At 60.2% G+C, this 20830-nt stretch carries 22 protein-coding genes and 2 tRNA genes; 7 read left to right on the forward strand and 17 right to left on the reverse strand.

Going from position 1 to position 20830, the window contains the following annotated elements; all coding sequences use genetic code 11:
- Positions 1-83: 83 nt before the first annotated feature.
- The 3 genes from ISS99_RS18265 to rnr are packed head-to-tail and all read right to left on the reverse strand — an operon-like array spanning position 84 to position 3672.
- Positions 84-353: a CBU_0592 family membrane protein gene (locus ISS99_RS18265; RefSeq protein WP_204633041.1), complete on the reverse strand. Its 270-nt coding sequence runs from the start codon at positions 351-353 to the stop codon at positions 84-86.
- Positions 350-1093 (reverse strand): 23S rRNA (guanosine(2251)-2'-O)-methyltransferase RlmB, encoded by a 744-nt coding sequence (gene rlmB, locus ISS99_RS18270; RefSeq protein ID WP_204633042.1) that lies wholly within the window; start codon positions 1091-1093, stop codon positions 350-352. Before rlmB ends, ISS99_RS18265 begins: the two co-directional genes overlap by 4 nt.
- Positions 1090-3672 carry a ribonuclease R gene (gene rnr, locus ISS99_RS18275; RefSeq protein WP_204633043.1) on the reverse strand — a complete coding sequence of 861 codons (2583 nt, stop codon included), beginning with the start codon at positions 3670-3672 and terminating at the stop codon, positions 1090-1092. Before rnr ends, rlmB begins: the two co-directional genes overlap by 4 nt.
- A 161-nt stretch (positions 3673-3833) precedes the next feature.
- Between rnr and ISS99_RS18280 the strand changes: the two genes are divergently transcribed.
- Positions 3834-3918: transfer RNA gene (locus tag ISS99_RS18280), tRNA-Leu, on the forward strand.
- An 82-nt stretch (positions 3919-4000) separates the two neighbouring features.
- Here ISS99_RS18280 and ISS99_RS18285 read toward each other — a convergent pair.
- Both ISS99_RS18285 and ISS99_RS18290 read right to left on the reverse strand, forming a co-directional pair.
- Positions 4001-4669 (reverse strand): MarC family protein, encoded by a 669-nt coding sequence (locus tag ISS99_RS18285; protein ID WP_204633044.1) that lies wholly within the window; start codon positions 4667-4669, stop codon positions 4001-4003.
- A 202-nt stretch (positions 4670-4871) separates the two neighbouring features.
- Positions 4872-6821, reverse strand: coding sequence for a formylglycine-generating enzyme family protein (locus tag ISS99_RS18290; protein ID WP_204633045.1), 1950 nt, complete (start codon positions 6819-6821; stop codon positions 4872-4874).
- Positions 6822-6927: 106 nt separating this feature from the next.
- Between ISS99_RS18290 and ISS99_RS18295 the strand changes: the two genes are divergently transcribed.
- From ISS99_RS18295 to ISS99_RS18305, 3 genes are all read left to right on the forward strand, one after another.
- Positions 6928-8046 carry a ribonuclease D gene (locus ISS99_RS18295; RefSeq protein WP_204633046.1) on the forward strand — a complete coding sequence of 373 codons (1119 nt, stop codon included), beginning with the start codon at positions 6928-6930 and terminating at the stop codon, positions 8044-8046.
- 52 nt (positions 8047-8098) lie between these two features.
- Positions 8099-8174, forward strand: a tRNA-Ala gene (locus ISS99_RS18300).
- Positions 8175-8658: 484 nt separating this feature from the next.
- Positions 8659-8874, forward strand: coding sequence for a hypothetical protein (locus ISS99_RS18305; protein ID WP_204633047.1), 216 nt, complete (start codon positions 8659-8661; stop codon positions 8872-8874).
- Positions 8875-9179: 305 nt separating this feature from the next.
- Here the strand turns inward: ISS99_RS18305 and ISS99_RS18310 are convergent, their stop codons facing one another.
- From ISS99_RS18310 to ISS99_RS18330, 5 genes are all read right to left on the reverse strand, one after another.
- Complete coding sequence (locus ISS99_RS18310; RefSeq protein ID WP_204633048.1) at positions 9180-9620, reverse strand: hypothetical protein; 441 nt, start codon at positions 9618-9620, stop codon at positions 9180-9182.
- 95 nt (positions 9621-9715) lie between these two features.
- The gene (locus ISS99_RS18315; RefSeq protein WP_239538171.1) at positions 9716-11674 is read right to left on the reverse strand and encodes an alpha/beta hydrolase family protein; all 1959 of its coding nucleotides are present in this window, start codon (positions 11672-11674) and stop codon (positions 9716-9718) included.
- 137 nt (positions 11675-11811) lie between these two features.
- Entirely contained in the window at positions 11812-11997 is a 186-nt protein-coding gene (locus tag ISS99_RS18320) for a hypothetical protein (protein ID WP_204633049.1), read from the reverse strand.
- Positions 11998-12008: 11 nt separating this feature from the next.
- The gene (locus ISS99_RS18325; RefSeq protein ID WP_204633050.1) at positions 12009-12728 is read right to left on the reverse strand and encodes a hypothetical protein; all 720 of its coding nucleotides are present in this window, start codon (positions 12726-12728) and stop codon (positions 12009-12011) included.
- A gap of 17 nt (positions 12729-12745) precedes the next feature.
- Positions 12746-13588: a class I SAM-dependent methyltransferase gene (locus tag ISS99_RS18330; RefSeq protein ID WP_204633051.1), complete on the reverse strand. Its 843-nt coding sequence runs from the start codon at positions 13586-13588 to the stop codon at positions 12746-12748.
- A gap of 200 nt (positions 13589-13788) precedes the next feature.
- Here ISS99_RS18330 and ISS99_RS18335 point away from each other — a divergent pair, with 200 nt between their 5' ends.
- Positions 13789-14073, forward strand: coding sequence for a hypothetical protein (locus tag ISS99_RS18335; RefSeq protein WP_204633052.1), 285 nt, complete (start codon positions 13789-13791; stop codon positions 14071-14073).
- 136 nt (positions 14074-14209) lie between these two features.
- Here the strand turns inward: ISS99_RS18335 and ISS99_RS18340 are convergent, their stop codons facing one another.
- The 3 genes from ISS99_RS18340 to ISS99_RS18350 form a co-directional block, all read right to left on the reverse strand.
- Complete coding sequence (locus ISS99_RS18340) at positions 14210-14491, reverse strand: hypothetical protein (RefSeq protein WP_204633053.1); 282 nt, start codon at positions 14489-14491, stop codon at positions 14210-14212.
- A gap of 599 nt (positions 14492-15090) precedes the next feature.
- Complete coding sequence (locus ISS99_RS18345) at positions 15091-15777, reverse strand: pyridoxamine 5'-phosphate oxidase family protein (protein WP_204633054.1); 687 nt, start codon at positions 15775-15777, stop codon at positions 15091-15093.
- Positions 15778-16056: 279 nt separating this feature from the next.
- Positions 16057-16647, reverse strand: a complete 591-nt coding sequence (locus ISS99_RS18350; protein WP_204633055.1) for a TetR/AcrR family transcriptional regulator — start codon at positions 16645-16647, stop codon at positions 16057-16059.
- Positions 16648-16798: 151 nt separating this feature from the next.
- On the opposite strand from ISS99_RS18350, the gene ISS99_RS18355 reads away from it, so the two are divergent.
- Positions 16799-17533, forward strand: a complete 735-nt coding sequence (locus tag ISS99_RS18355) for an SDR family NAD(P)-dependent oxidoreductase (RefSeq protein ID WP_204633056.1) — start codon at positions 16799-16801, stop codon at positions 17531-17533.
- Positions 17534-17634: 101 nt separating this feature from the next.
- Positions 17635-18225, forward strand: a complete 591-nt coding sequence (locus ISS99_RS18360) for an NADPH-dependent F420 reductase (RefSeq protein WP_204633057.1) — start codon at positions 17635-17637, stop codon at positions 18223-18225.
- Positions 18226-18590: 365 nt separating this feature from the next.
- Here ISS99_RS18360 and ISS99_RS18365 read toward each other — a convergent pair whose 3' ends face one another.
- From ISS99_RS18365 to ISS99_RS18380, 4 genes are all read right to left on the reverse strand, one after another.
- Positions 18591-18986, reverse strand: coding sequence for a VOC family protein (locus ISS99_RS18365; protein WP_204633058.1), 396 nt, complete (start codon positions 18984-18986; stop codon positions 18591-18593).
- A 236-nt stretch (positions 18987-19222) separates the two neighbouring features.
- Positions 19223-19642, reverse strand: a complete 420-nt coding sequence (locus tag ISS99_RS18370) for a DUF4279 domain-containing protein (protein WP_204633059.1) — start codon at positions 19640-19642, stop codon at positions 19223-19225.
- Between the two features lie 32 nt (positions 19643-19674).
- Complete coding sequence (locus ISS99_RS18375) at positions 19675-19968, reverse strand: hypothetical protein (RefSeq protein ID WP_204633060.1); 294 nt, start codon at positions 19966-19968, stop codon at positions 19675-19677.
- 362 nt (positions 19969-20330) lie between these two features.
- Positions 20331-20819: a hypothetical protein gene (locus ISS99_RS18380; protein WP_204633061.1), complete on the reverse strand. Its 489-nt coding sequence runs from the start codon at positions 20817-20819 to the stop codon at positions 20331-20333.
- Positions 20820-20830: the final 11 nt, after the last annotated feature.

Raw genomic sequence — 20830 nt, forward strand, 5'->3', positions numbered from 1 at the left:
GAGCGTACACGCGCGGAGCAAAAGCCATCTGCTCCGAGATGGGGTTCCGCGGCGAGTGAACCAAACAACGCGTTTAGGCGGGGTTATGGTGCGGCACGCCCTTCGCGACGCAGACGCATGCCGCGCCCGATACCGTAAACGCCGATCAGCAACCACGCCAGTTGCATGAAGAACGCCGCAGCATTGAAGGCACCGAACAGCAGCGACAGCATCACGCCGATCGCGCCGAATACGTTCATCAACTGAAAAACGAGCCCGTTGCCGTGCAGCTTGTGTGCCTGCAACAGCAGGAAGGCCAGCAGTACCAGTACCACGCCGATATAACCGGCCCAGTCATGCCAATAGAAAGTCATCGCGCACTCCTTTGACGCAAGGCTTCGAACAGAACGATGCCGGTAGCCACCGATACGTTCAAGCTTTCCATCGTGCCCGGCATGGGAATTTTTGCCACGAAGTCGCACGTTTCGCGAGTCAGCCGGCGAATGCCCTCGCCTTCGCTGCCCAATACCAGCGCCACCGGACCTTTCAGGTCGATGTCGTAGAGCGATTGCTCGGTATCGCCGGCCAGACCAGTGATCCATACACCGGCATCCTTGAGCGCACGCAAGGCGCGCGCAAGATTGGTCGCGGCCACCAGCGGCACGCGATCGGCACCGCCGGCCGACGCGCGGCGCACGACCGGGGTCAAACCCACGGCACGGTCCTTGGGCACGATCACCGCGGTCACGTTGGCCGCCGCGGCGCTGCGCAAACAGGCGCCGAGGTTGTGCGGATCGGTGACGCCATCGAGCACCAGCACCAGCGCATCATTGCCGGCTTTTTCCAACAGCTCCGGCAGATCGTTTTCACCGGCCAGCGGCGGCGCCTGATACAGGGCGACGATGCCTTGATGGCGTGCCTCGCCCGCCAGCTTCTCCAGCTGTTCGCGCGGTCGGTGATGCACCGGAATTTTCAGCGACTTGGCGCGCTCGGCCAATTCGTGCACGCGCGGATTGCGCTGGCCGTTTTCCACCAGCACCTCGCGCACGCGCTCAGCATCATTGCTCAGTGCACCTTCGACCGGGTTGATCCCGACAATCCAACTCTCGCTCATCGTTTACCTTTCGATTTCGGTGCGCGGCCCTTAGGCGCGCCTTTCTTGGCCTTGCCACCGGCATTGCCGGCCGCTTGCGTGCTCTTGCGCTTGCCGACGGCAGCGCCTTTCGCGGATGTCTTGCGGGATGGCGCCGCATCGCCATGCTTGGCTCCGCGATCGCGCCCCGGTACCGGCGGCAGCGACGGCAATGGACGCTGGCCGGGCGGCAGCGAGTAACGTTCGCCGGAGGCACCGTAGTCGTAGCGCTTGGCCGTCGGCGCAGCTTCCGATGCGCTTTTCTTGCCGGGCGGCACCAGGCGGAAGTCGATCTTGCGGTCTTCCAGGCTGGCGCGCAGCACCTGCACGCGCACGTGATCGCCCAAACGGAACTGCAAACCGGTGCGCTCGCCTTTCAACAGATGGCGCACCGGATCGAAATGGTAGTAGTCGTTGGACAACTGGCTGATGTGCACGAGGCCGGAAACCTTCGACTCGTCCAGCTCGACAAACAAGCCGAAGGACGTCACTCCTGTCACCGTACCGTCGAACTCCTCGCCGACGTGCTTGGCCATCCACGCACAGCGGAAGCGCTCGTCGACGTCGCGCTCGGCCTCTTCGGCGCGGCGCTCGCGTTGCGAGCAATGCACGGCCATCGCTGCCATGGCAACGTCGGTATAGGTGTAAGCGGATGGCTTGCCGCCCGCCAGTGCGTAACGAATCGCCCGGTGCACCAGCAGATCGGGATAGCGGCGGATCGGCGAAGTGAAGTGCGCATACGCACTCAGCGCCAAACCGAAGTGGCCGCGATTGTCGGGCTGGTAAGCCGCCATGCTTTGCGCGCGCAACAGCACCGACTGGATCAGCGCGCGTTCCGGGCGATCCTGCACCATGCGCAACACGTCGGCAAAGTCGCCGGGAGTGACGTCTTCCAGCGGCGGCATGCGCAATTTGAATTCGCGCAGGAACTGCTGCAGATCTTCATATTTCTCGGCCGGCGGAGGCTCGTGCGCACGATAGAGCGCCGGAATCTTGCGCTTTTCCAGGAACAGCGCCGCCTGTACGTTGGCGGCGATCATGCATTCCTCGATCAGTTTGTGCGCATCGTTGCGCTCGGTCGCACCGACCGTCTGCACCTCGCCGGTCTGGTCGAGGCGAAATTTCACTTCCGGCGTTTCAAAATCGATGGCGCCCCGGCGGTGGCGTTGCTCGGCCATCGCCTTGTACAGGGCATGCAGGTTTTCCAACTGCGGCAAGACATCGGCCACTTCGTGACGGGCGTCGGCATCGTTCAACCCGATGGCCTGCCACACCTTGTCGTAAGTCAGGCGCGCATGCGAGCGCATGACGGCTTCATAGAACTTCGACTTCACCACCTCGCCATCGGCGCCGACCTGCATGTCGCAGACCATGCAAAGGCGTTCCACCTTCGGGTTGAGCGAGCAGATGCCGTTAGACAGGGTCTCCGGCAGCATCGGCACGACGAAGCCTGGGAAATACGTGGAGGTGCTGCGCTCGTAGGCTTCCTTGTCCAGCCCCGTGCCCACGCGCACGTAATGCGACACGTCGGCAATCGCCACCACCAGCCGCCAGCCGCCGCCGCGCCTGGGTTCGGCGTAGACGGCATCGTCGAAGTCGCGCGCATCGGCGCCGTCGATGGTGACCAGCGGCAGCTTGCGCAGGTCGGTGCGGCCTTCGCGCTCGGCGGCGGTCACTTCCGGTTCGATCTGCGCCGCTTCGCGCAACACTTCTTGCGGCCATTCGTGCGGCAGGTCGTGGCTGGCGATCGCCATCTCTACCAGCAGGGACGGCTGCAGTCGCTCGCCCAGCACCGCGCGGATCGCGCCGAGCGGACCGCGGTGCGCCGTGGGCGGGTCGGTGATCTCCACCACCACGATCTGGCCGGAGCGGGCGCCTTGTTCCTTGCCCGGCGGAATCATCACGTCCTGGTGCAAGCGGCGGTCGTCCGGTACCACCACGGTGACGCCGTTGTCGATTACCACGCGTCCCACCAGGCGCGGCGACCGGCGTTGCAGCACCTCGACGATCGCCCCCTGCCGGCGTCCGCGGCGATCCACACCCACCACGCTGGCCAGCACGCGATCGCCATGCATCACGCTGCGCATCTGATACGGCGACAGGTAAAGGTCTTCGCCACCTTCGTCCGGCCGCAGGAAGCCGTAGCCTTCCGCGTTGGCCAGCACCACACCGGGAATCAAGTCCAGCTTGCGCGCCGGCGCGTAGCCGCCGCGGCGACCGAGCAGCAGTTGCCCATCGCGCACCATGGCGTTGAGACGCTTGGACAACGCGGTGATGCTGTATTCGTCGTAGAGCTCCAGCGCTTCGGCGACGCGCGCCTCGGTGAGCAGCTCGCCGCGTTCTTCCAGCAAGGCGAGGATCGCCTCGCGGCTGGGGATCGGCCGCTCGTAGCGCTCGGCCTCCCGTTTGGCAAAGGGATCCTGCCGCTGGGGCACCGCGGACGCTTCGGCGGCTGCCGCGCGGCTTCGGCGCGGGGTTTTCGGCTCAGCCGTACGCGCCTTGGTGGTCTTGGCCGTCTTGCGCGGCGCCTTATCCTTACCTGGACTGTGTTTTTTGGTCATGCGCTAAGTATCGCCTCGATGCACCATCAGATGAACGGTTTGGACGCACGCCCATCTCAAATCGCACCCTCGTCATGCGAACTGCGAAGAAATAGTTGACAACCCCTCTGACTATGCCTACTCTACGCGGCTCGCACAGACCGAAAGTCGAAGCGACACCTGCCCAGGTGGCGGAATTGGTAGACGCACTAGTTTCAGGTACTAGCGGGTAAAACCGTGGAGGTTCGAGTCCTCTTCTGGGCACCACTTAAAAGCCGCGCGATGCGGCTTTTTTGTTGTCTTGCGAAACCCGGCGAAAGCCGGGTTTGTCGTTTGGGGCGACCCTGCCTCAGGCACCGTGCAACGCAATCGATTGCAGGAACGCCGAGATGCCGGTGAGCATGATTTGCACGCCGACGCACAACAACAGCAACGCCGATACGCGCATGGCCACCTTGGTGCCCTCCGGGCCCAGATAGCGCGCCAGCAGCGTGGCCCGGCTGTAGATTTGCCAGATGACGCCAGCCACCAGCGCAGCCACTGACAACGAAATGGCCGCTGTAACGAGGTAATCGCTCCACGCACTTGGCCGGTTGGCATGCAGTGCGATGGCCGCCGCGATCGTTCCGGGCCCCACGGTCAGCGGCACGGCGAACGGAAAGAAGGCGCTCGCCATGAGGCTGCGCAGGTCGCCGCCCGGCGGCGGCGTCTCGCTGGCCGGTACATCCGGCTGGTTCAACATGTGCCAACCCGCCACGGCTACCGCGAAGCCGCCGCCGATGCGCAGCGCCTCCATCGAGATACCGAAGAAATTGAGTACCGGCGCGCCGGCGAAAAAGATCACGATCAAGGCAAAGAAAATATTCGTCGCGACTTTTTTCGCCAGCTGCGCACGCTCCGCGTTGGTCAGCGATTGCGTGCGCTCCAGAAAAACGAAGGCCATGCCGATCGGATTGATGATGCTGATCAGGCCGGTAAAACCGAACAGGATGTCGGTAATCAGGTGGTCGAACGCCATCGGAATCGATGCTCCATCATCGATGAGTTGCAAACAGGAATGAAAAACCGGCCGAAATGGCCGGTCGTTCATCGAAACATGGACGAGGTGAGGCATCCACGCCGGCGGAAATTGTCTTTCAATTTTTCTGCGCGGTGAATCGGCGTCGTCCGATTCTTTGCATGCTCAAAGCATCTTCAGCAAAGAGCGGCGGCCGGCGAACTCAGAGCTCGCGCAGAATGCGGAAGCCCACGCGCCCGCTGCGAACGCTCGCATCCGCACCTTGCCGATACGCGGAATTGGCCTGCTCCGGCGAGCTGCCCCACGAACCGCCGCGCACCACGCGCACCGAACATCCCGGGTTCACCCAGGCGCTGCCGTCCACCGGTGCGCGGATGTAATTGTCGTGCCAGCAGTCGGTCATCCACTCGGAGACGTTGCCGTCCATGTCGAACAAGCCGAAGGCGTTGGGCGAGAAACTCATCACCGGCGCCGGGCCCCAATAGCCATCGCCATAGCCGTGGAACGAGTGGCTCCAGCGTCGCCCGCTGGGCGAGCGATCCAGCGAACCGGTGAGGTTTTCCACCTTGGTGGCCGGCGCGCCTTTGCCCCACCAGTAGCGCGTGGTGCTGCCGGCGCGCAACGCGTACTCGAATTCCGACTCGCTGGGCAGCCGATACTTCTTGCCGGTGCGCTGGCTGAGCCACTGCACGTAGGCATTGGCGTCGTTCCAGGAAATATTCACCACCGGCAGATTGTTCGCGGCGGCGTGGCCGGCGTAATCGTCTTCCCAGGTGGCGCTGGAATCGTCGCGCATCACGCCCGTGCGTTCGTCATAGACGCTCGCGCCGCCTCCGGTCACCGAATCGGGCTTGTAGCCGCTCGCCCGCACAAACTCGCGGAACTGACCAACGGTGATGTCCGTTTGCGACAGCGCAAAGCCCTTGTCGATGGTGACCTGATGCTGCGGCGTCTGCGCATCGGTACGCCCTTCTTCTCCATCCGGCGCACCCATCATGAAGTTGCCGGTGGGCACCACCAGCATGGTGGGCGATTGCCCGGTCATGTCCACGAAGCGATCGGTGAACACCTGCCCGGGCTTGTAGTTGGCGTATAGCCGCGCATTGGTGAGCTGCTCCTCGAAAGCCTCGATGCCGGCCAACGTGGGACTGATCGACTGCGCCTGCCCCGCCAATTGCTTGGCCAGCGCAATATTGCCCGCATCCAGTGCGGAACGCGCCTGCGCCAGCACGCCGGTTGCGCGTTGCTGGCGGATGTTGTCGACCTGACCGCGCACATCCTGCAATTGCGGAGAGCTGGGCTGGATCGATTGCGCTTCGTCGATGGCGGCTTCCGCGCCGGAAAAATCGTTTTGCGCCACCGCGGCCAACGCGCGATCGAGCACCACGCGTTGCACCTGCAGAATGCCTTGCGCAGCAACGGCGTTTTCCGGATCGAGCTTCTGCACCTGGCGATAGAGATCCAGCGCATCGTCCCCGCTGGGCTTGTCGCCATGCCCTTGTTGCAGCAGATCGGCCGCCTGAGCCAGCATCGGGCGCACCGTGATCAGCGTCTTCATGCTGGCTTCGAGCGGCGCCACGTCGCTGGCCGTGTTCGGCAGGGCCTTGAGGTTATCCAGCAAGGTACCGGCCGCTTCGGAGTCGCCGATGGCGATGTCCTGGGTGATCTCGGCAATCAAGTGGGTGCGCACCTGGTCCAGGCCCTGCACGGCGGCGCGACTGTCCGGCTTGAGCTTGATCGCCTGCTGATACAGAGCGGCCGCACTGTTCTTGTCGCCAGCCACCTGCCCCGCCAGGAAGGCCTTGCCGGCCCGCTCGATCAGCGCGCGCACCTCCGGCGGATCGGCCGTCAGCTGCTCGGGCAAGGGAATGTGGGCGCGATTGAGGCGCGAGGCGATAACGGCGGTCGGCGCCAAGGTCAGCGGCGGACCGGCATTGAGCTCCTCCTGCGCCGTAGGCGGCACGCTGCTCGCCCGAGCCGGGGTGGCGTGCGTCAGGCCGCCGGTGACGGGCGAAGGCGGATTGGCCACTTCCTCCGGGCTGACGTGGAAGATTTCCGGAAAAAAGTGATAAGTGAGGCCAAAAGCCAGCACGAGCACGCCAAGCGCCCCACCAAATGCGCGTTGGCGTTGTACGGTTTCCTTGCTCGGCATGTTGGGCGTTCCGTGGCTGGCCTGCTATGGTTCGCCGCTTACCATATGGCACCAATGATGATGGGGCAATCGCCGATCGCCTGTCCTGTCGGTTCAAGGAACACGCATGCCCCTGCCCGTAACGCCTCCCCACGCCGATTGGATCACCCAGCGCAGCGGACTCGAACAATGGCTGGCGGGGCTTTCGTCCAGCGCCACGCTCGCACTCGATACCGAGTTCATGCGCCGCAATACCTTCTATCCCCAGTTGGCTTTGCTTCAGCTGGGCGCCGACGAGCGCTATGCGCTGGTCGACCCGCTGGCCTTCGACATCGCCGACGCCTTGCGACCGCTTGAAAGAGCACAGGTGACCACCCTGATGCACAGCGCCAGCGAAGACCTGGAAACGCTGGCGCCCTGGCTGCCGCAAGGCCCCGGCGTGCTGTTCGATACACAGATTGCCGCCGCCTTCGCCGGCATGGGCCTGGGCATCAGCTACCGCGCACTCGTCGCCGAACTGGCCGGCGCGGAACTCGACAAAGGCGAAACCCGCTCGGACTGGATGCAGCGCCCGCTCACCCCTTCGCAAAGCGCCTACGCCACCCTCGACGTGGTCTATCTGCACACCATCCACCAGCAACTCGCCGAGCGCCTGGCGCAACGCGACCGCACCTCGTGGCACGCCGAAGACTGCGAACGCCAGAAGCGCAAAAGCTGCCAACGCTCCGGCGACACGCAACCGCAACTGGCCCTGCGCGGCGCGGCCGAATGGCCGCACCAACAGCAGGCACTGCTGCGCCGCATTCTGTTGTGGCGCGACCACACTGCGCGCCAGCTCGACCGCCCCCGCCCCTGGCTGGCCGAAGACGCACTGAGCTTGAGCCTGGCCCAACAACCGCCCGCGCGCCTGGACGAGCTGGAAAAACGCAGCAGCGGCCAACGCGCATTGCGCTCCCAGCAACGCGCCGAGCTGTTCGAACTGCTCGCCATGCCCATCAGCGACGAGGAAATGGCCGCCACCCGCGCCATCCCCGGCTTTCCACAGGGCAAGGCCAAGCAAGCCTTGAGCGCCATGAAAGAAACCGTCGACACCCTGGCCGCCGAACTGGACCTGCCCCCCGGCCTGCTCTGCTCGCGCAAGGTGCTGGAGGAATACGTGGTTACCGCCGAATGGCCCGAGGCCCTCGAAGGCTGGCGCCGCGGCGTGCTCCACGAACGGCTGAGCAGCCAGCTGCCCGACGCCTGACCCACAGGGCTTGGCTCGGTCCTGGTCCGCTGCTAACATTTGCGGCTCGTGTGGGGCGGTAGCTCAGCTGGGAGAGCGCTGCGTTCGCAATGCAGAGGTCGGGAGTTCGATCCTCCTCCGCTCCACCAAGAACAGGTCGTAAGCCTCTGGCTTTCGGCCTTTTTTCTTGCCTGTTTTTCTTATAATCCGTGGGCTACGCACGGGGTGTTTTGGGGTCACTTGGGGGCGTTTTGTGGTGCATAGCACCCCAACGATACCCCGCGATCATCACACGCATTTCGGCGCGCTCCCGCGTCGGCCATTCTGCTGCAATGACAGCAACCATCAACGCCACGGTCGCCGCAATCATTGCCCGCGTTCAATCGGTTGACCCGTCGCTCACGCCGGACACGCCCGTCGGGTGATTTGCATGGCTGGTTGCGCTGAAATCCAGTCCGCGCGCGCTTACTGCTGGCATCACCCACCAGTAAGTCACCCGCACCGGTGCCGTCCCAGCGTAATCCGCCCACTGGGACGCTCTGCTCGCCAGGCACAGTTCCCGTCACTGGCACCGACACCTGTTTTGTATGATCTTGGCCGTGCGACCGTATTGCGCGGCCTTAGGGGGGATCGATGCGTAGTGCAAAGCTTGGACTGCTGCTTGGCCTCGTGGGGATCGTGCTCATCGGTCGAGGCATCATCGGGATCATCAACAAAAACATCTCTGATGTGGGCCGCTTCGGGCCACAGAAAAATTACGAGGGCGCCGACGCTGTGTGGCAAGGTGTGCTCAATGTCATCGGTGGGTTAGCGCTCTTCATTTACAGTCTGGTGATCCACTGGTTTTGAAAGCGCCTTGCGCGGTTCAAGCCGCGCCGCGTCCTGGTCTCTTCTTCCTCCACTAACAAAGCCACGGCGGTCCACGTGGCTCGCCCGCAAAAGGGAGGATGTCGCATGTTCGGCCCCTCCCGCGGGCACAACTGTTGGATCGTTACTGAACTCCGTTGCTTCAACGCATCGAGATTCGACATAACAGGCACCGTGATTCTCGGAACCCTGCATATTCAGAACGACCCAGCACCGCGCGTTGCCGCATCGCTAACGCAAGCTGGCGCGGATTTAGCCCACGGCTGCGGATGAATGGGGCTCCTGGATCACGGCTTTAGATCCGCCGCACTGATCCGCACCGTCTCGCCATACTGCTCGCAGAGTGCCTCCTGGTCTTTCACCCACTGGCGAGTCACCAAGTAAGTGCTGCCGTGTATGTCGGCTTCGGTGGGCACCACGTCGGTCTTCAGATGCAGGATGGAGATGGATTGAATCAGCGCCTCGCGATTGCCGCCCCAGTCGATGATCTCCTGCCCATCGGGCCAGATGATCGTGGCGATCGCGCCGGTCTCGTCCTTGCTGCCGAACAGGCAGAACCGCGTGGCATGACGGTCATGCCGGCTGCGCAGATATTCCACCAGTCGCGATCGGTATTGGTCGTAGTGCGAGTTGCTCGACAATCTGAAATAGGTTGTCCCTGACTGCGCAAAAGAACCCGCCGGCATGAGCAGGGCGAACGTGGCAGATACGGCTAGCCGCTTGATCATGCGGTTCCTCCTGAACGCGAAATTCCCTGTGAAGGCCAGGCCGGCACGGAAGCGGTTAAAGCCCTTTCAACCGCCTCCGCGCCGTTTTCCTGCGACTAGTTCGTTTGTACCCCTGCCCCGATGTTCTTTTCGAGAAAGGCCTGCACGTGGTTGTACATGTCAACGACGTTCTCTTCCTTGTAGAAGCCGTGTCCCTCGTTGGGTTTGGTCAGCCATTCGTACGGCTTGTGCGCTGCCTCCAACGCAGCGCGCATCGCCTTGGCTTGTGCAAAGGGAGCGCGTTCGTCCGCCTCACCGTGAATCAATAGCACCGGCACGTCGATCTTGTCGGCAAGCTTGTCGGGCGAATTGGCTGCCAGTTCGGCCGGATCCTTGCCGATGGCCTGCTCCAGGTAGTTTTTCCCGAACTTCGTGTCCTTGATGTCGCCCTTGTCGTACATCATGGCCAGATCGTAGATACCGGCTTCGCCGATCGCACACTTGAACAAGCCAGGTGCACGGATCACCGTCATCATCGCCGAATAGCCGCCGAAGCTGCCGCCAAAAACGCACACGCGCTTGGCATCGGCATAGTGTTGCGCTTCGGCCCACTTCACGCCGTCGATCAGATCCTGCTGAATGCGCGTGCCCCACTTGCCATACCCGTCGCCTTCAAAACCAGGTCCGCGACCACTTGATCCGCGGTAGTTGATCTGTAGTACCAGATAGCCGCGGCTGGCCAGGAACTGCGAATCGGTATCGAAAAACCAGTTGTCGTCGACGTCGATCGGACCGCCGTGCGGCAGCAGCACCATGGGCAGGTTGTTCATGCTGGCACCCTTGGGTACCGTAAGAATCGCTTCCAGCTGCGTGCCATCGCTGGCGGTAAAGCGCATGGGGATACGCGAACCCATTTTGTCGGGATCGATGCTGTCGCTCTCGGAGAACAGCTTCCCTATGTGTTTTGCCTTCATGTCGAACAAGTAATACGTGCCAGGATCGCGGTCACTGCTGACCTTGAAAATCAGCATACTTCCGTCTTCGCTGAAACTGGAGAAATCGACGAACTGGTTCGGAAACTTGCTGCTCAGCCCTTTGTAAATCTGCGCTAGCGGCTGGTCGCCGTTGATGATGATCGGCGTTGGGATACCCGTCACCGGTGCCGCGGCGACAGGTACGTCTTGCGGCGTCCACTGGATGTGGCCGATGTTGCCGAAGTCGTCTTTGGCCAACTGCTGCGATTGAGTGCCGTCTGCATTTGTTTGCACCAGCGAGAGTGGGCCGCTCTTCAGGCTGATCTCCGCATACAGATGCTGCTTGTCCTGCGAGAAGGCCACGGGCTCGAAGCGTTCGCCTTGAGCGTCGTTGGTCAGTTGCGACCACAAGCCGCGCTGCATGCGATAGACGACGTAGTTATTGGATATGTCCACGCCTTGCGCATAGCGCACATTGCCGTCCGAGTCGACGGTAAAGTCCATGCTTCCTGCGTTGATCTGACCGATCATGTGACGCACGCCGGTATCGGCATCCACGTCGTACAGCCACGTATTTTTTTCGTCGTTCCACATGTATGTCTGCATGTAGAAGTGACCGTTGGCCTTGGAGGGCAAGCCGGCGATGGTGGCATAGCCTTCGTCGGAGGGTCGCACCGTACCGCCGCGCCCGCCCGCGCCGAAATCGCGGTCGAACATGGCCAGGATCCGCTTGCCATTCACGTCGGTGGAGATGATTTCGCCCAGCCGTTCCGGGCGATCGAGCGAGCCGAAGAAATTAGCCAATTCGACTATCAGGCGCTGCGATCCCGTCCATTGGATATCGTACGGAAGCTGGTGCCAAGGCAATCGCAGGTAACTTTTCGGATGGGTCATGTCGTCGAGCGCGTAGACCAACACGGCATGGTCTTCGCCCATCGCGGCAGCTACCGCCAGATACTTCCCGTCGGGCGAGATCCTGGGCATCGAATAACCGCCTCCATGCGCGAAAGCCTCTACCGGCACTCGGTCGCCGGCTGTGGCGACGACAGGCAACAGCAAACACAGCGCGGCCGCCAAGGCGCGCGCGTATCCCTTCATCATATTTTCCTTCCCCTGTTTGCACATCCAGTGTCAGCGGTGCGACCCGATTGTTCCCCATGGCCACCCGCGTCGAGCCAGTATAGCCAAGCTCGAAGCACCCTCACCAGGGTGCCTTGGAAGTGCCAGGGGCGCGCCGATCAAACGGAGCGCGTCGCCTCCACCGGCGGCACGCGCGAAGCGCGCAAGGCTGACGCAAGCGTTGCCGCCTGGCCGAGCAGCAGCACTGCCGCGCCGGCCGATACGAAATGGAGTGGCAGCCGGCTCATTTCATAGGGCAATACCGGCCACCAGCTCCTGCCTGGCGCCAACAGGGCGCAGAACATCAGTCTGCGCCTCAGTGCTTGGGCACCAGCTCGCTCATCACCTTGCCCGAAGCATCGAGCAGTTGAATCGAAGGTGTGCCGTCCGGGGCAACCATCATCTGAATGCGCGGATGACCCTGTGCGTCGCTGAGGGCCAACGCGACACTGTTGTCGTCGTTGCGGCTCAGCCTCATACGCGTGGTCGCCCTGCCGTGCTCATCGAGAAAGGCCTTCAGTTTGGCTTGCTGCTGATCTTTCGGAAGATTCTTGGCACTTTCCATCAGCTGTATTTCGTCGAGTAGCGAGTAATCCGGATAGTCATTGAATCGTATCGACGTTTCGCGCTGGGCGCCGTTTTGCTCGGCATCCATCGCCAAGGCTTGATCCTGCTCGTAGGCATCGAAGGAAAGATGACCGTACGAGCGCTTGCTGCCGTCTTTGCTCTTTTCGCCGCCGAACATCAATCCGCCGTTTTCGGTGCCTTCGTCGTTGTAGAAGAGCATGCCCGCCGCCTTGCGGTTGGGGTGTGGGTATTCCTTGCCCTTGATGAGGATGCCGGGCTCCTCGGCCGCGTTGGAAATCACCAGCCGAAGCGTGCCGTCGGGTTCGCGCAGGTTGATGCGCTGCACATCCAATTGATCCAGCTTCATCGAACGCGGAGAGGCCACGAAACCGCTCAGCACCGTTACGGCAAATACGGCAGTCAACACACCGGCATAGATCATCAAAAAGCGCTGGCCCACGGGCTTCATCGGCGTTCCTTTTTCGACTAAGTGGATGGATTGAACTTCTTCGAATCGAACCTGGTCTTTTGGGCGAGCAGCGAACGTCCGGATAGAAGCCACAGGCGATCGTGACTGATATCTCGAACCGTCAAGCCTGCACGTTGAAGTACCTCCGCGTAGCGTTCCCCGTGCCGCAGGTCGAAAACCGCGATTCGCCCGCCAGGCTTCAGCACCCGCACCAGCTCGCATAGTGCCTGATCTCGCAGCGCCTGCGAGGAAATATTGTGGATCACTGTCATCGAAACGACCACATCGAATGAAGCATCGGGAAACGGCAGCCGGGTGATGTCGCCCGTTTTCACGTCAACCCGGTCCGCCACGCCCGCGGCGGCGGCGTTGGCGAGTGTCGCGGCGGGCGTGTTATTCGACAAATCCTTCGTCGTCCAGACATCGACGCCGACCGCCTGCCCCGTGGTCAGCTTTTTTGCGCAGGCGATCAGCGCCAATCCGTTGCCGCACCCGGCGTCCAGCACGCGCTCGTGCCCCGCTAGCGCCATTGCCGAGACCAGGCGATCGCGCACCCGCATTTTGCCCACCAGGCTCGACCACAGCATGACCCCGGCCAGATAGAACAGGAGCGTGGCTAGGAGTGCAGCACCGGCGCACAACCAGACGGAAACAGCAGTTGGCCCCAGCCACAGCAGGCCTGCCGCTGCGGCCGAGGCGAAAAGCACGCCAAGGATGATGTTTGCGCGAAAAACGCCGGGAGCATCGATGCCGTAGTGGATACGAGGCTCCACGTTCGCCGTTGATGCCATTGGTTGCCCACCGCTTGAGTTGTGCATCCGGATAAAATACGAGCCAAAGCTCGCCTTTCCTACTCGCATTTCCAGATCGCAAAGACCGCAGGCAATGCCCAACTAAGGTGAAGACCGCATACGAACGCCAGCACCGTCGTTGTGGCGACAGCTCGCATTTTGATCAAGGTAAGCGCCGGACGCGCCGGCCGACCGCAATTTCACGAGACCTTCACCCTTCACTACGTTACACAGCCACCCGGGGTGATACACACTGAAGGGAGGAATCCATGAAACTCGTTTCAACATCATCGATGGCTGTCGCTCTGTTTGGCGCCGGGGCGCTGCTCGTCTCAAGCGCTTCCTGCGCCGCCATGCCGACCTGCCCGCAGCTCTGTCCCACCTGGAATCAAGAGTGCACTCAACTGCATGAAGCAGCATCGTGCAACCTGTATAATAACCTTTGCACGCATTGCATCGGCGATAGCATCGGCAGCCGCACGCCGCCGATGAAACACGACGTAAAAATCAATATCGCCTGGGTAAATCCACACCAGGCCGCTCTCGCCGTGTAATTTTTCGCTAATAAAAAAGCCCTGCGCGCTGCGCAGGGCTTTTCACGCCGTTGAGAAACGCCAGAACCACGTAGCAACCACCGATCACATCCATCCATGGATTGAAGCAGCTCGCCGAAATGCTTTCACGACAACTTCACTCATTCTTCACTAAAAAACGCCAGTGGTAATAGACCACGAGTGAGGGGATTTTTTCATGAAGATCTTTTCCACGGCCACCTTGGCCGCGTTGCTTCTTGGTGCCAGTGCCATCATGCAGTCGGCACCCGCCAGCGCAGAAATTGATGGTTGCAATCAGCTTCGCATAGAGTGCGACCAAGGCAATCAAGAAGCTTGCCATCTCGTTGAGATAGGCTGCCAGGGGAAAGCCCCGCAAGGAACCGTGCTTGGTGGCGCGTCCTCGATGAAGAGCAATCACAAGGTGGATGCCTCCTCTTCGAATTCGAAGCAGAACGCTTCATCTCCCAAGTAAAGTTGGCGAAACGAACTTGATGGCAAGAAGCCCCGGCCTATGGCACGGGGCTTTTTGTTTGCCGGGATACAGCACTCGCTGCAACCCGCCTGAATTTTTTGCTTCTAGCAGACTGCTGAGAAACGCCACAGCTCCTGAGCTCATTCGTTCCCCCTTGGACAGCGCAAACAAGGGCCTACTCTTTAAGCGAACTTACCAATACTTCGCCTTCCGCGGTCAAGCACAAAATTCCCGGCTTATATACGGTAATCAGATCGCGAGCCATTAGCGAAAGCATCGCGGCGTTTACCTGGTCACGCGCATCTGCAGGCCAGTCAGCCCTGATTTGCTCAGTGGGTAAAGTAGGGGCTCCCTGACCTGCGGAACAGGCAGCTTTAAATGTTCGAAGAATTTTGAACTCGTTTTCTGATAAGGAGGGCATCGCGATGGAACCACTCATTGGCCCGAGAATGTTCTCATGAGCATTCTCAGCGGCTAGTGAAGGCCAGCCCTGATGACGTCTGCTTCGAATCGAAAGAAGACCTTAAATTTGGCTATTCCATCGCCTATCGGAGCCGCCCAGAGGCAATCAAGTCGGCCAAGGGGCCTGGCAACTCGATGCAGTCTGGGACTTCAGGTGCGGCGCGGCTTTCCACCAAGGCCGTTTCCATTGGGATGACACCAGCCCATACAGGTATGTGCGCTTCATCAGCATCCGAAGGGTCGCCCGTTCGGCTCTTGACCGAAGCCTCTTCTATGTTCATCCAGAGGACCGACGTTGCCTTCAGTTCCTTTTCCTGCACTGGGCGCAGCGAATCCCAACGTTCCGGGAATAGGTTATCCATGAAGTCCCGGAGGGCATGCTCCTTTTCTTGCAGACCTTCCACGATGTGGGCCACACCAAACATCATGGCGGAGCGATAGTTCACGGTGTGGTTGAACGCCGACCTCGCCAGCACGTAACCGTCCACCAGACTGCAGGTGACGCAGATTCGCGCGCCCTCTACCTGTCTCAGAAAGCGGCTGCCGATCGAGCCATGCCAATAAAGACGATTGCCCATGCGCCAGTGGATCGTTGGGGTAACGAACGGTTGTCTGTCAATGACGTACCCAACGTGGCAGAAGGGGCTGGCGTCCACGACTGAATAGACATCAGAGTGTAGGTAACTGCCGCGATGCGGTTCCCGACGAATGCGGTTTCGATCGGTCTTGGAGAAAACAAGCTCTTCGTCGGCAGACGATTCGGTAGTCATCAATGAAATCCCTGAATGTCGGTGGCAATGGTGTATTCAAGTAACGGGTCCGTTCGTACTCGGAATCAATACTCCACACTATTCCGACCATTCAGCCTTTCGCTGACCTTCCATGACGTCATTTCGTAACCAGAAGCAAGGTCGATGGCCTGTAAAAGGGCGGGTAATTAGCTGTGCTCAATTAGCTCCCCCCTTTTACTGTGTCCCCTGTCGAACCAAAGTAGACCTTGATTGCGTGACGCTGCCAGATCACTTATCGGATCGCGTTCAAGCATCCGTTCACCGATCCAATCGCCCCCTTGCCTTCTTGGCATCGTTGCTCGACGGACTGATGAAAATGGCGCTGGCGATTACGTGAAAAAGGTGATCGGCCCGCGGCGTGAATGCGGATTGGTCGGCGAGCCAACCGAGCGCCGACATCAGAGCGAACAGGTCATCTCCATTCACATCGGCGCGTGCCGTACCTTCGGCCTGAGCGCGCAGCAGCAGTCGCGCGCCCACTGTGTGCACCGCTGCGCATGAAGTGTAAAGCGCGGAGTCCGGATCCGCGTGAGCGCTCGCGATCAAGTCGACCACGCCGCGATAGCTTTGGACGAATGTCACCCCTTCGCGGAACCAGGACACGAGCGCTTCGTCGGGTGACTTCGACGTTTCGAGTTCGTCCGCCTTCTGCGTCAGTGCGTCGAGATTCGAACACATCAACGCTTCGAACAACGCTTCTCGCGTCGGGAAATGACGAAGCAACGTGGCCAAGCCGACGTCGGCCCGGCGCGCGATATCTCGCATGGACGCATCGACGCCGTCCTCGGTGACGACGTCGCGCGCGACGGCAAGCAGGTGGTCGTAATTTTTTTTGGCGTCGGCTCGCATGGGCTGTCTTGACAAATGGATCACTGATCCATATATTTGGATCAGTGATCCGGATGCTTGAGTAAGGATCTGGATCGGTGATCCACAAGATACAGCGCCCTTGTATCGATAGGAACAGAGACGCTGTCCGACGCGATGAAGGTGAAAAGTCATGGGAAAGCTTGAAGGTAAGGTTGCAGTCATTACGGGCGGATCGAGCGGTATGGCGCTAGCCAGCGCCAAACGGTTTGTGGAAGAAGGCGCCTACGTTTTCATAACGGGCCGCAGGCAGAACGCGCTCGATGAGGCGGTCAAGCTCATCGGCCGCAACGTGACCGGCGTGCGCGGCGACTCCGCCAACCTCGACGACCTCGACCGCCTGTTCGATACGGTCAAGCGTGAAAAGGGCAAGATCGATGTCCTGTTCGCAAGCGCCGGCACGGGCACGTCCGTCCCACTGGGAGAGATCACCGAGCAGCACTTCGATGCGACCTTCGGCCTGAATACGCGTGGCACGCTGTTTACGGTTCAGAAGGCGTTGCCGCTGTTCAACGATGGCGGATCGATCTTTATGACCGGGTCGGTTGCTTCGGTGAAAGGTTTTCCCGGCTACGGCGTATATGCGGCGAGCAAGGCGGCGTTGCGCTCTTTCGCACGTACTTGGCTCAACGAACTGAAGGGCAGGAATATCCGTGTGAATGTGCTTAGCCCGGGGCCGATCGCCACACCGATGCAGGACCAGGTTCTGGATGAAGCGGCGAAGCGGATGTTCGAATCCCTCATCCCGCGAGGAAAGATGGGGCGCCCTGAGGAAATTGCGACGGCTGCGGTGTTTCTCGCGTCAGACGATTCGAGCTTCGTGAATGGCGTGGAGCTGTCTGTCGACGGCGGCTTCTCGGCCATCTGAAAATCGCACCTAAAAGGTGTGGTGCCTGGCGCTCCGGGAAGACGCTCGTCACGCCTGGATTATTCGGGGCAGCCAACCTCAACACGAATGGGAATACCAAAGTGAATTACGCAATCGTAGGTTTCGGCGCGATCGGCCAAGCGCTAGCGCGCATGTTTGCCCGCAAGGATATCGAAGTGGCTGTAGCAAGCAGGCATCCGCCTGAAGCGCTCGCGCCACAGGCAAACGCGATCGGTCCAACGATCGTTCCCAAGACCTTGAAGGACGCGCTCGAGGCCGACATCGTTCTACTGGCTGTCCCGTACGAACAACACCAAGAGGTTGCGAAGGCGCGAGCAAGCTGGAAGGGCAAGATCGTGATCGACGTGACGAACACTCTCGAAGACCTGGGCGGCCTCCCCTCCTCTTCGGTAGTAGCCCAAGCCCTGCCCGGTGCTCAACTGGTCAAGGCGTTTAACCACCTGCCAGCCCGCGTCCTCGCGGAAGACCCGGCCATCAACGGCGGACGACGCGTTGTATTTCTGTCGAGCGATGATGAAAGCGCGACTACGAGGATCGCCGCCCTGGTCGAGCAGCTCGGCTATGCGTCGGTGAATCTCGGCAAGATCGCGGAAGGCGGTCTGCTCGTGCAGGGACGAAACGGGATCTGGGCGCCCCTGATCTTCCAGGATCTGTTCAAGAAAGAGCAGTGACCTATGTACAGCGATAGCCGTACTTCTGTTGCAGCAATGTCCCGTTTGTGCGGCGGATTCAGCCGGTCGTCTATACATAGCCTACGACCAGATCTCCCGGGCCCCGCCATCGGATGTCGTGCGCTCGCCCCGTGACCAGGGCGTAGCCGCAGCAGCTCGCCAGAGCTGCGAACTATCCGGCGCTAAGAAGCTGAGCAGCGTTTGCACCAAGCGCAGCCAGATTGGCCCGGCCCCACTGGTCTTGAGTGAGTTCCATCTATTGGCCTCACACCAGAGTTAAACCGAGCCACAAAGTGGCGCCGGCTTGAACGAATAGTTAGGCGGGTGCAAGCGATGGCGTATTACGGTGGACCCATTGTTCGGTATCAGGCCTCAGGGCGGTGAAGCGCACAGAGCTTATTTCCATCGGGATCTCGGACATATGCGAGGTACAGAGTACCCATAGCGGTTTCGCGAAGGCCCGGAGGGTTCTCAATCGATTTTCCGCCATGTACCACAGCGACATCGTGGAACTGGTGTACACGCTCAGGAGAGTCACAGTTAAAGCCGATGGTGCCCCCGTTCGCAAAACTTGCACATTCGCCGTTGATCGGCTCGCCCACGACGAAAGTCCCTCCATTGAATCGGTAAAAAAGTCGAGCATGGCCAGTCTTCGCATTATTCCGTATGGGCTCTCCGACACCTAGTGTGCCAAGGACTGCGTCATAGAACTTCTTTGAGCGCTCTATGTCACTCGTCCCGACCATCACGTGGCTAAACATTCGTTGTCTCCAGAAAGTGTCTTGCTGGATTGCGCAGAAGTAACATTTGTGCCGCCTGACCCCTGAATATGCGGACTCCGGCATCCGGTCATACGCGTTGCGACGCGCTGCATGGACCGCAACGCGATCCCCATAATTTCGCAACAGCTCCACCCAGCGGGACTCCCCTTTGAGTGTTTGCATAGGGTCGAAAGCAGACCTCGCGATTCCCCAGCTCTTCCATCCAATCCTGTTCCCTAATACACATCATGAACGAACGAGGCACCGAGTGAGGCAATACGACTCAGCATGCTTGGCGCCAAGTCGAGCGCATAATTACGGTTGCTTGATGTACTCACCCATATGCGTACATTGCCACCTCTGCTGAGCTCAATGAGAAAGTCTTGATGTGGCTCCAAGAAGGTAAGCAGCTCGTCCAATGCATCCTCAACCAGTGTGTCGGTGGAGTCGCGCCAACCATAGGAAAACGGATTAGCCGACCAATAGCCGGTTACACGGGTGCCTGCGAGCAGGGTGCCCTTAGGGGTTTTGCGTGGTTCACCCGCCCGCCATGCATGTTGGGGCTCCATACCCAGTGTGCGAGCAACCACGCTCGGGTCGAGCTCAGGATGCGAAATACGTAGATCGACAATGTGCGAGTAAAGCTGCATTTGCATCCTCACTATCATTCGCGCTTCGTTTGCGACCCTTAAGCGGGAGGCGTGCCTTTCCCCGACTCATCCTTGACGAAGTACAAAGCGCCGTACTTAAACCATTTAATGGTGACCGGGACATCTGCATGGCCAGTCATAGCGGAGTCGCTGCCGCCTGGCGAAACGACTGGAGCCACTACGGGCTTTGAGGCGACGTATTCAGGGCTAACGACCACAACAAGATCAGCGCCCACGTTTTTACCCTGTGTTATCGCACCGCTTTCGCTCTGCTGGCTTGGCGCGGTAAAGGCGGAATAACCAATCGGGGCATAACCCTTGGCCTCATACATCGAAAGAGTTTCCGGCGTATAGGTTCTAATGTGATCCACGAGTGGCGTGCCCGGACTAGGGCCAATCGTCGTAGCTTCGACAGGAGCGGGGTGAGCCCCGGGGAGCGGATGGTAGAACTGTTGGTATCCACTGGCACATCCGCTGAGCACTAAAACCACACACAAGGCTGCACGCTTCATAAGTCCATTTTCCTTTAGCGTTTGGGTTAGGGATAGATTTTCAATGGGGACTAGCAGTGCTTCCAGTTCAGAGTTGAATCGTTTATTGCAGAGGTTTTCGGTATAACGGCGCTAACTATGCGCTCGGCCACTTCGGTTGCGCAATAGAGACGCCATCCGCTGTGGGTTGCTACCTCAGCCGGTCAACGCAACACATTGCTGAAATCGCCCGCCTTCGGCAAGCTGTCAGGCAGGTGTCCCCGGATCTCGCCTGGTGAGAAACATCCCATGATGCAGCCTAAGTATGGGTCTCGGCCGTCTTCGGTGATTGCCCAGTGCCAATCAACGACTCCGGTATTCGTTGGAAAATTCAATGCAATGCCGTTCTCAAAGAAAAGGGTTATGGAAGCATCTTCCGCCACTTTTACATCTGAGACTATTGCGCCGACGCACGCAGCCAAGAGCGCACACTGGCCAACTAATTGGGGATCGAACGTTCTTACAGCCTGGGCGTAAGACCTAACGAAGGGACTGCTGACGAGTTCCGCGTCACCGCTCTGCACTTCCTGGGCTGAGAGCTCAAAACCGTCGAAGTTCAATCCAAAGCTGGTCGCAACACAGAAACCAATGTAGTACTTACCGAGAAGGCATGCCCGGAGTTGTTCGATAATGGAATAAGGCAAGTTGGGCACGTAATAATTCC

Origin of the sequence: Dyella mobilis (assembly GCF_016904945.1) — a bacterium.
Classification (GTDB): domain Bacteria; phylum Pseudomonadota; class Gammaproteobacteria; order Xanthomonadales; family Rhodanobacteraceae; genus Dyella_B; species Dyella_B mobilis.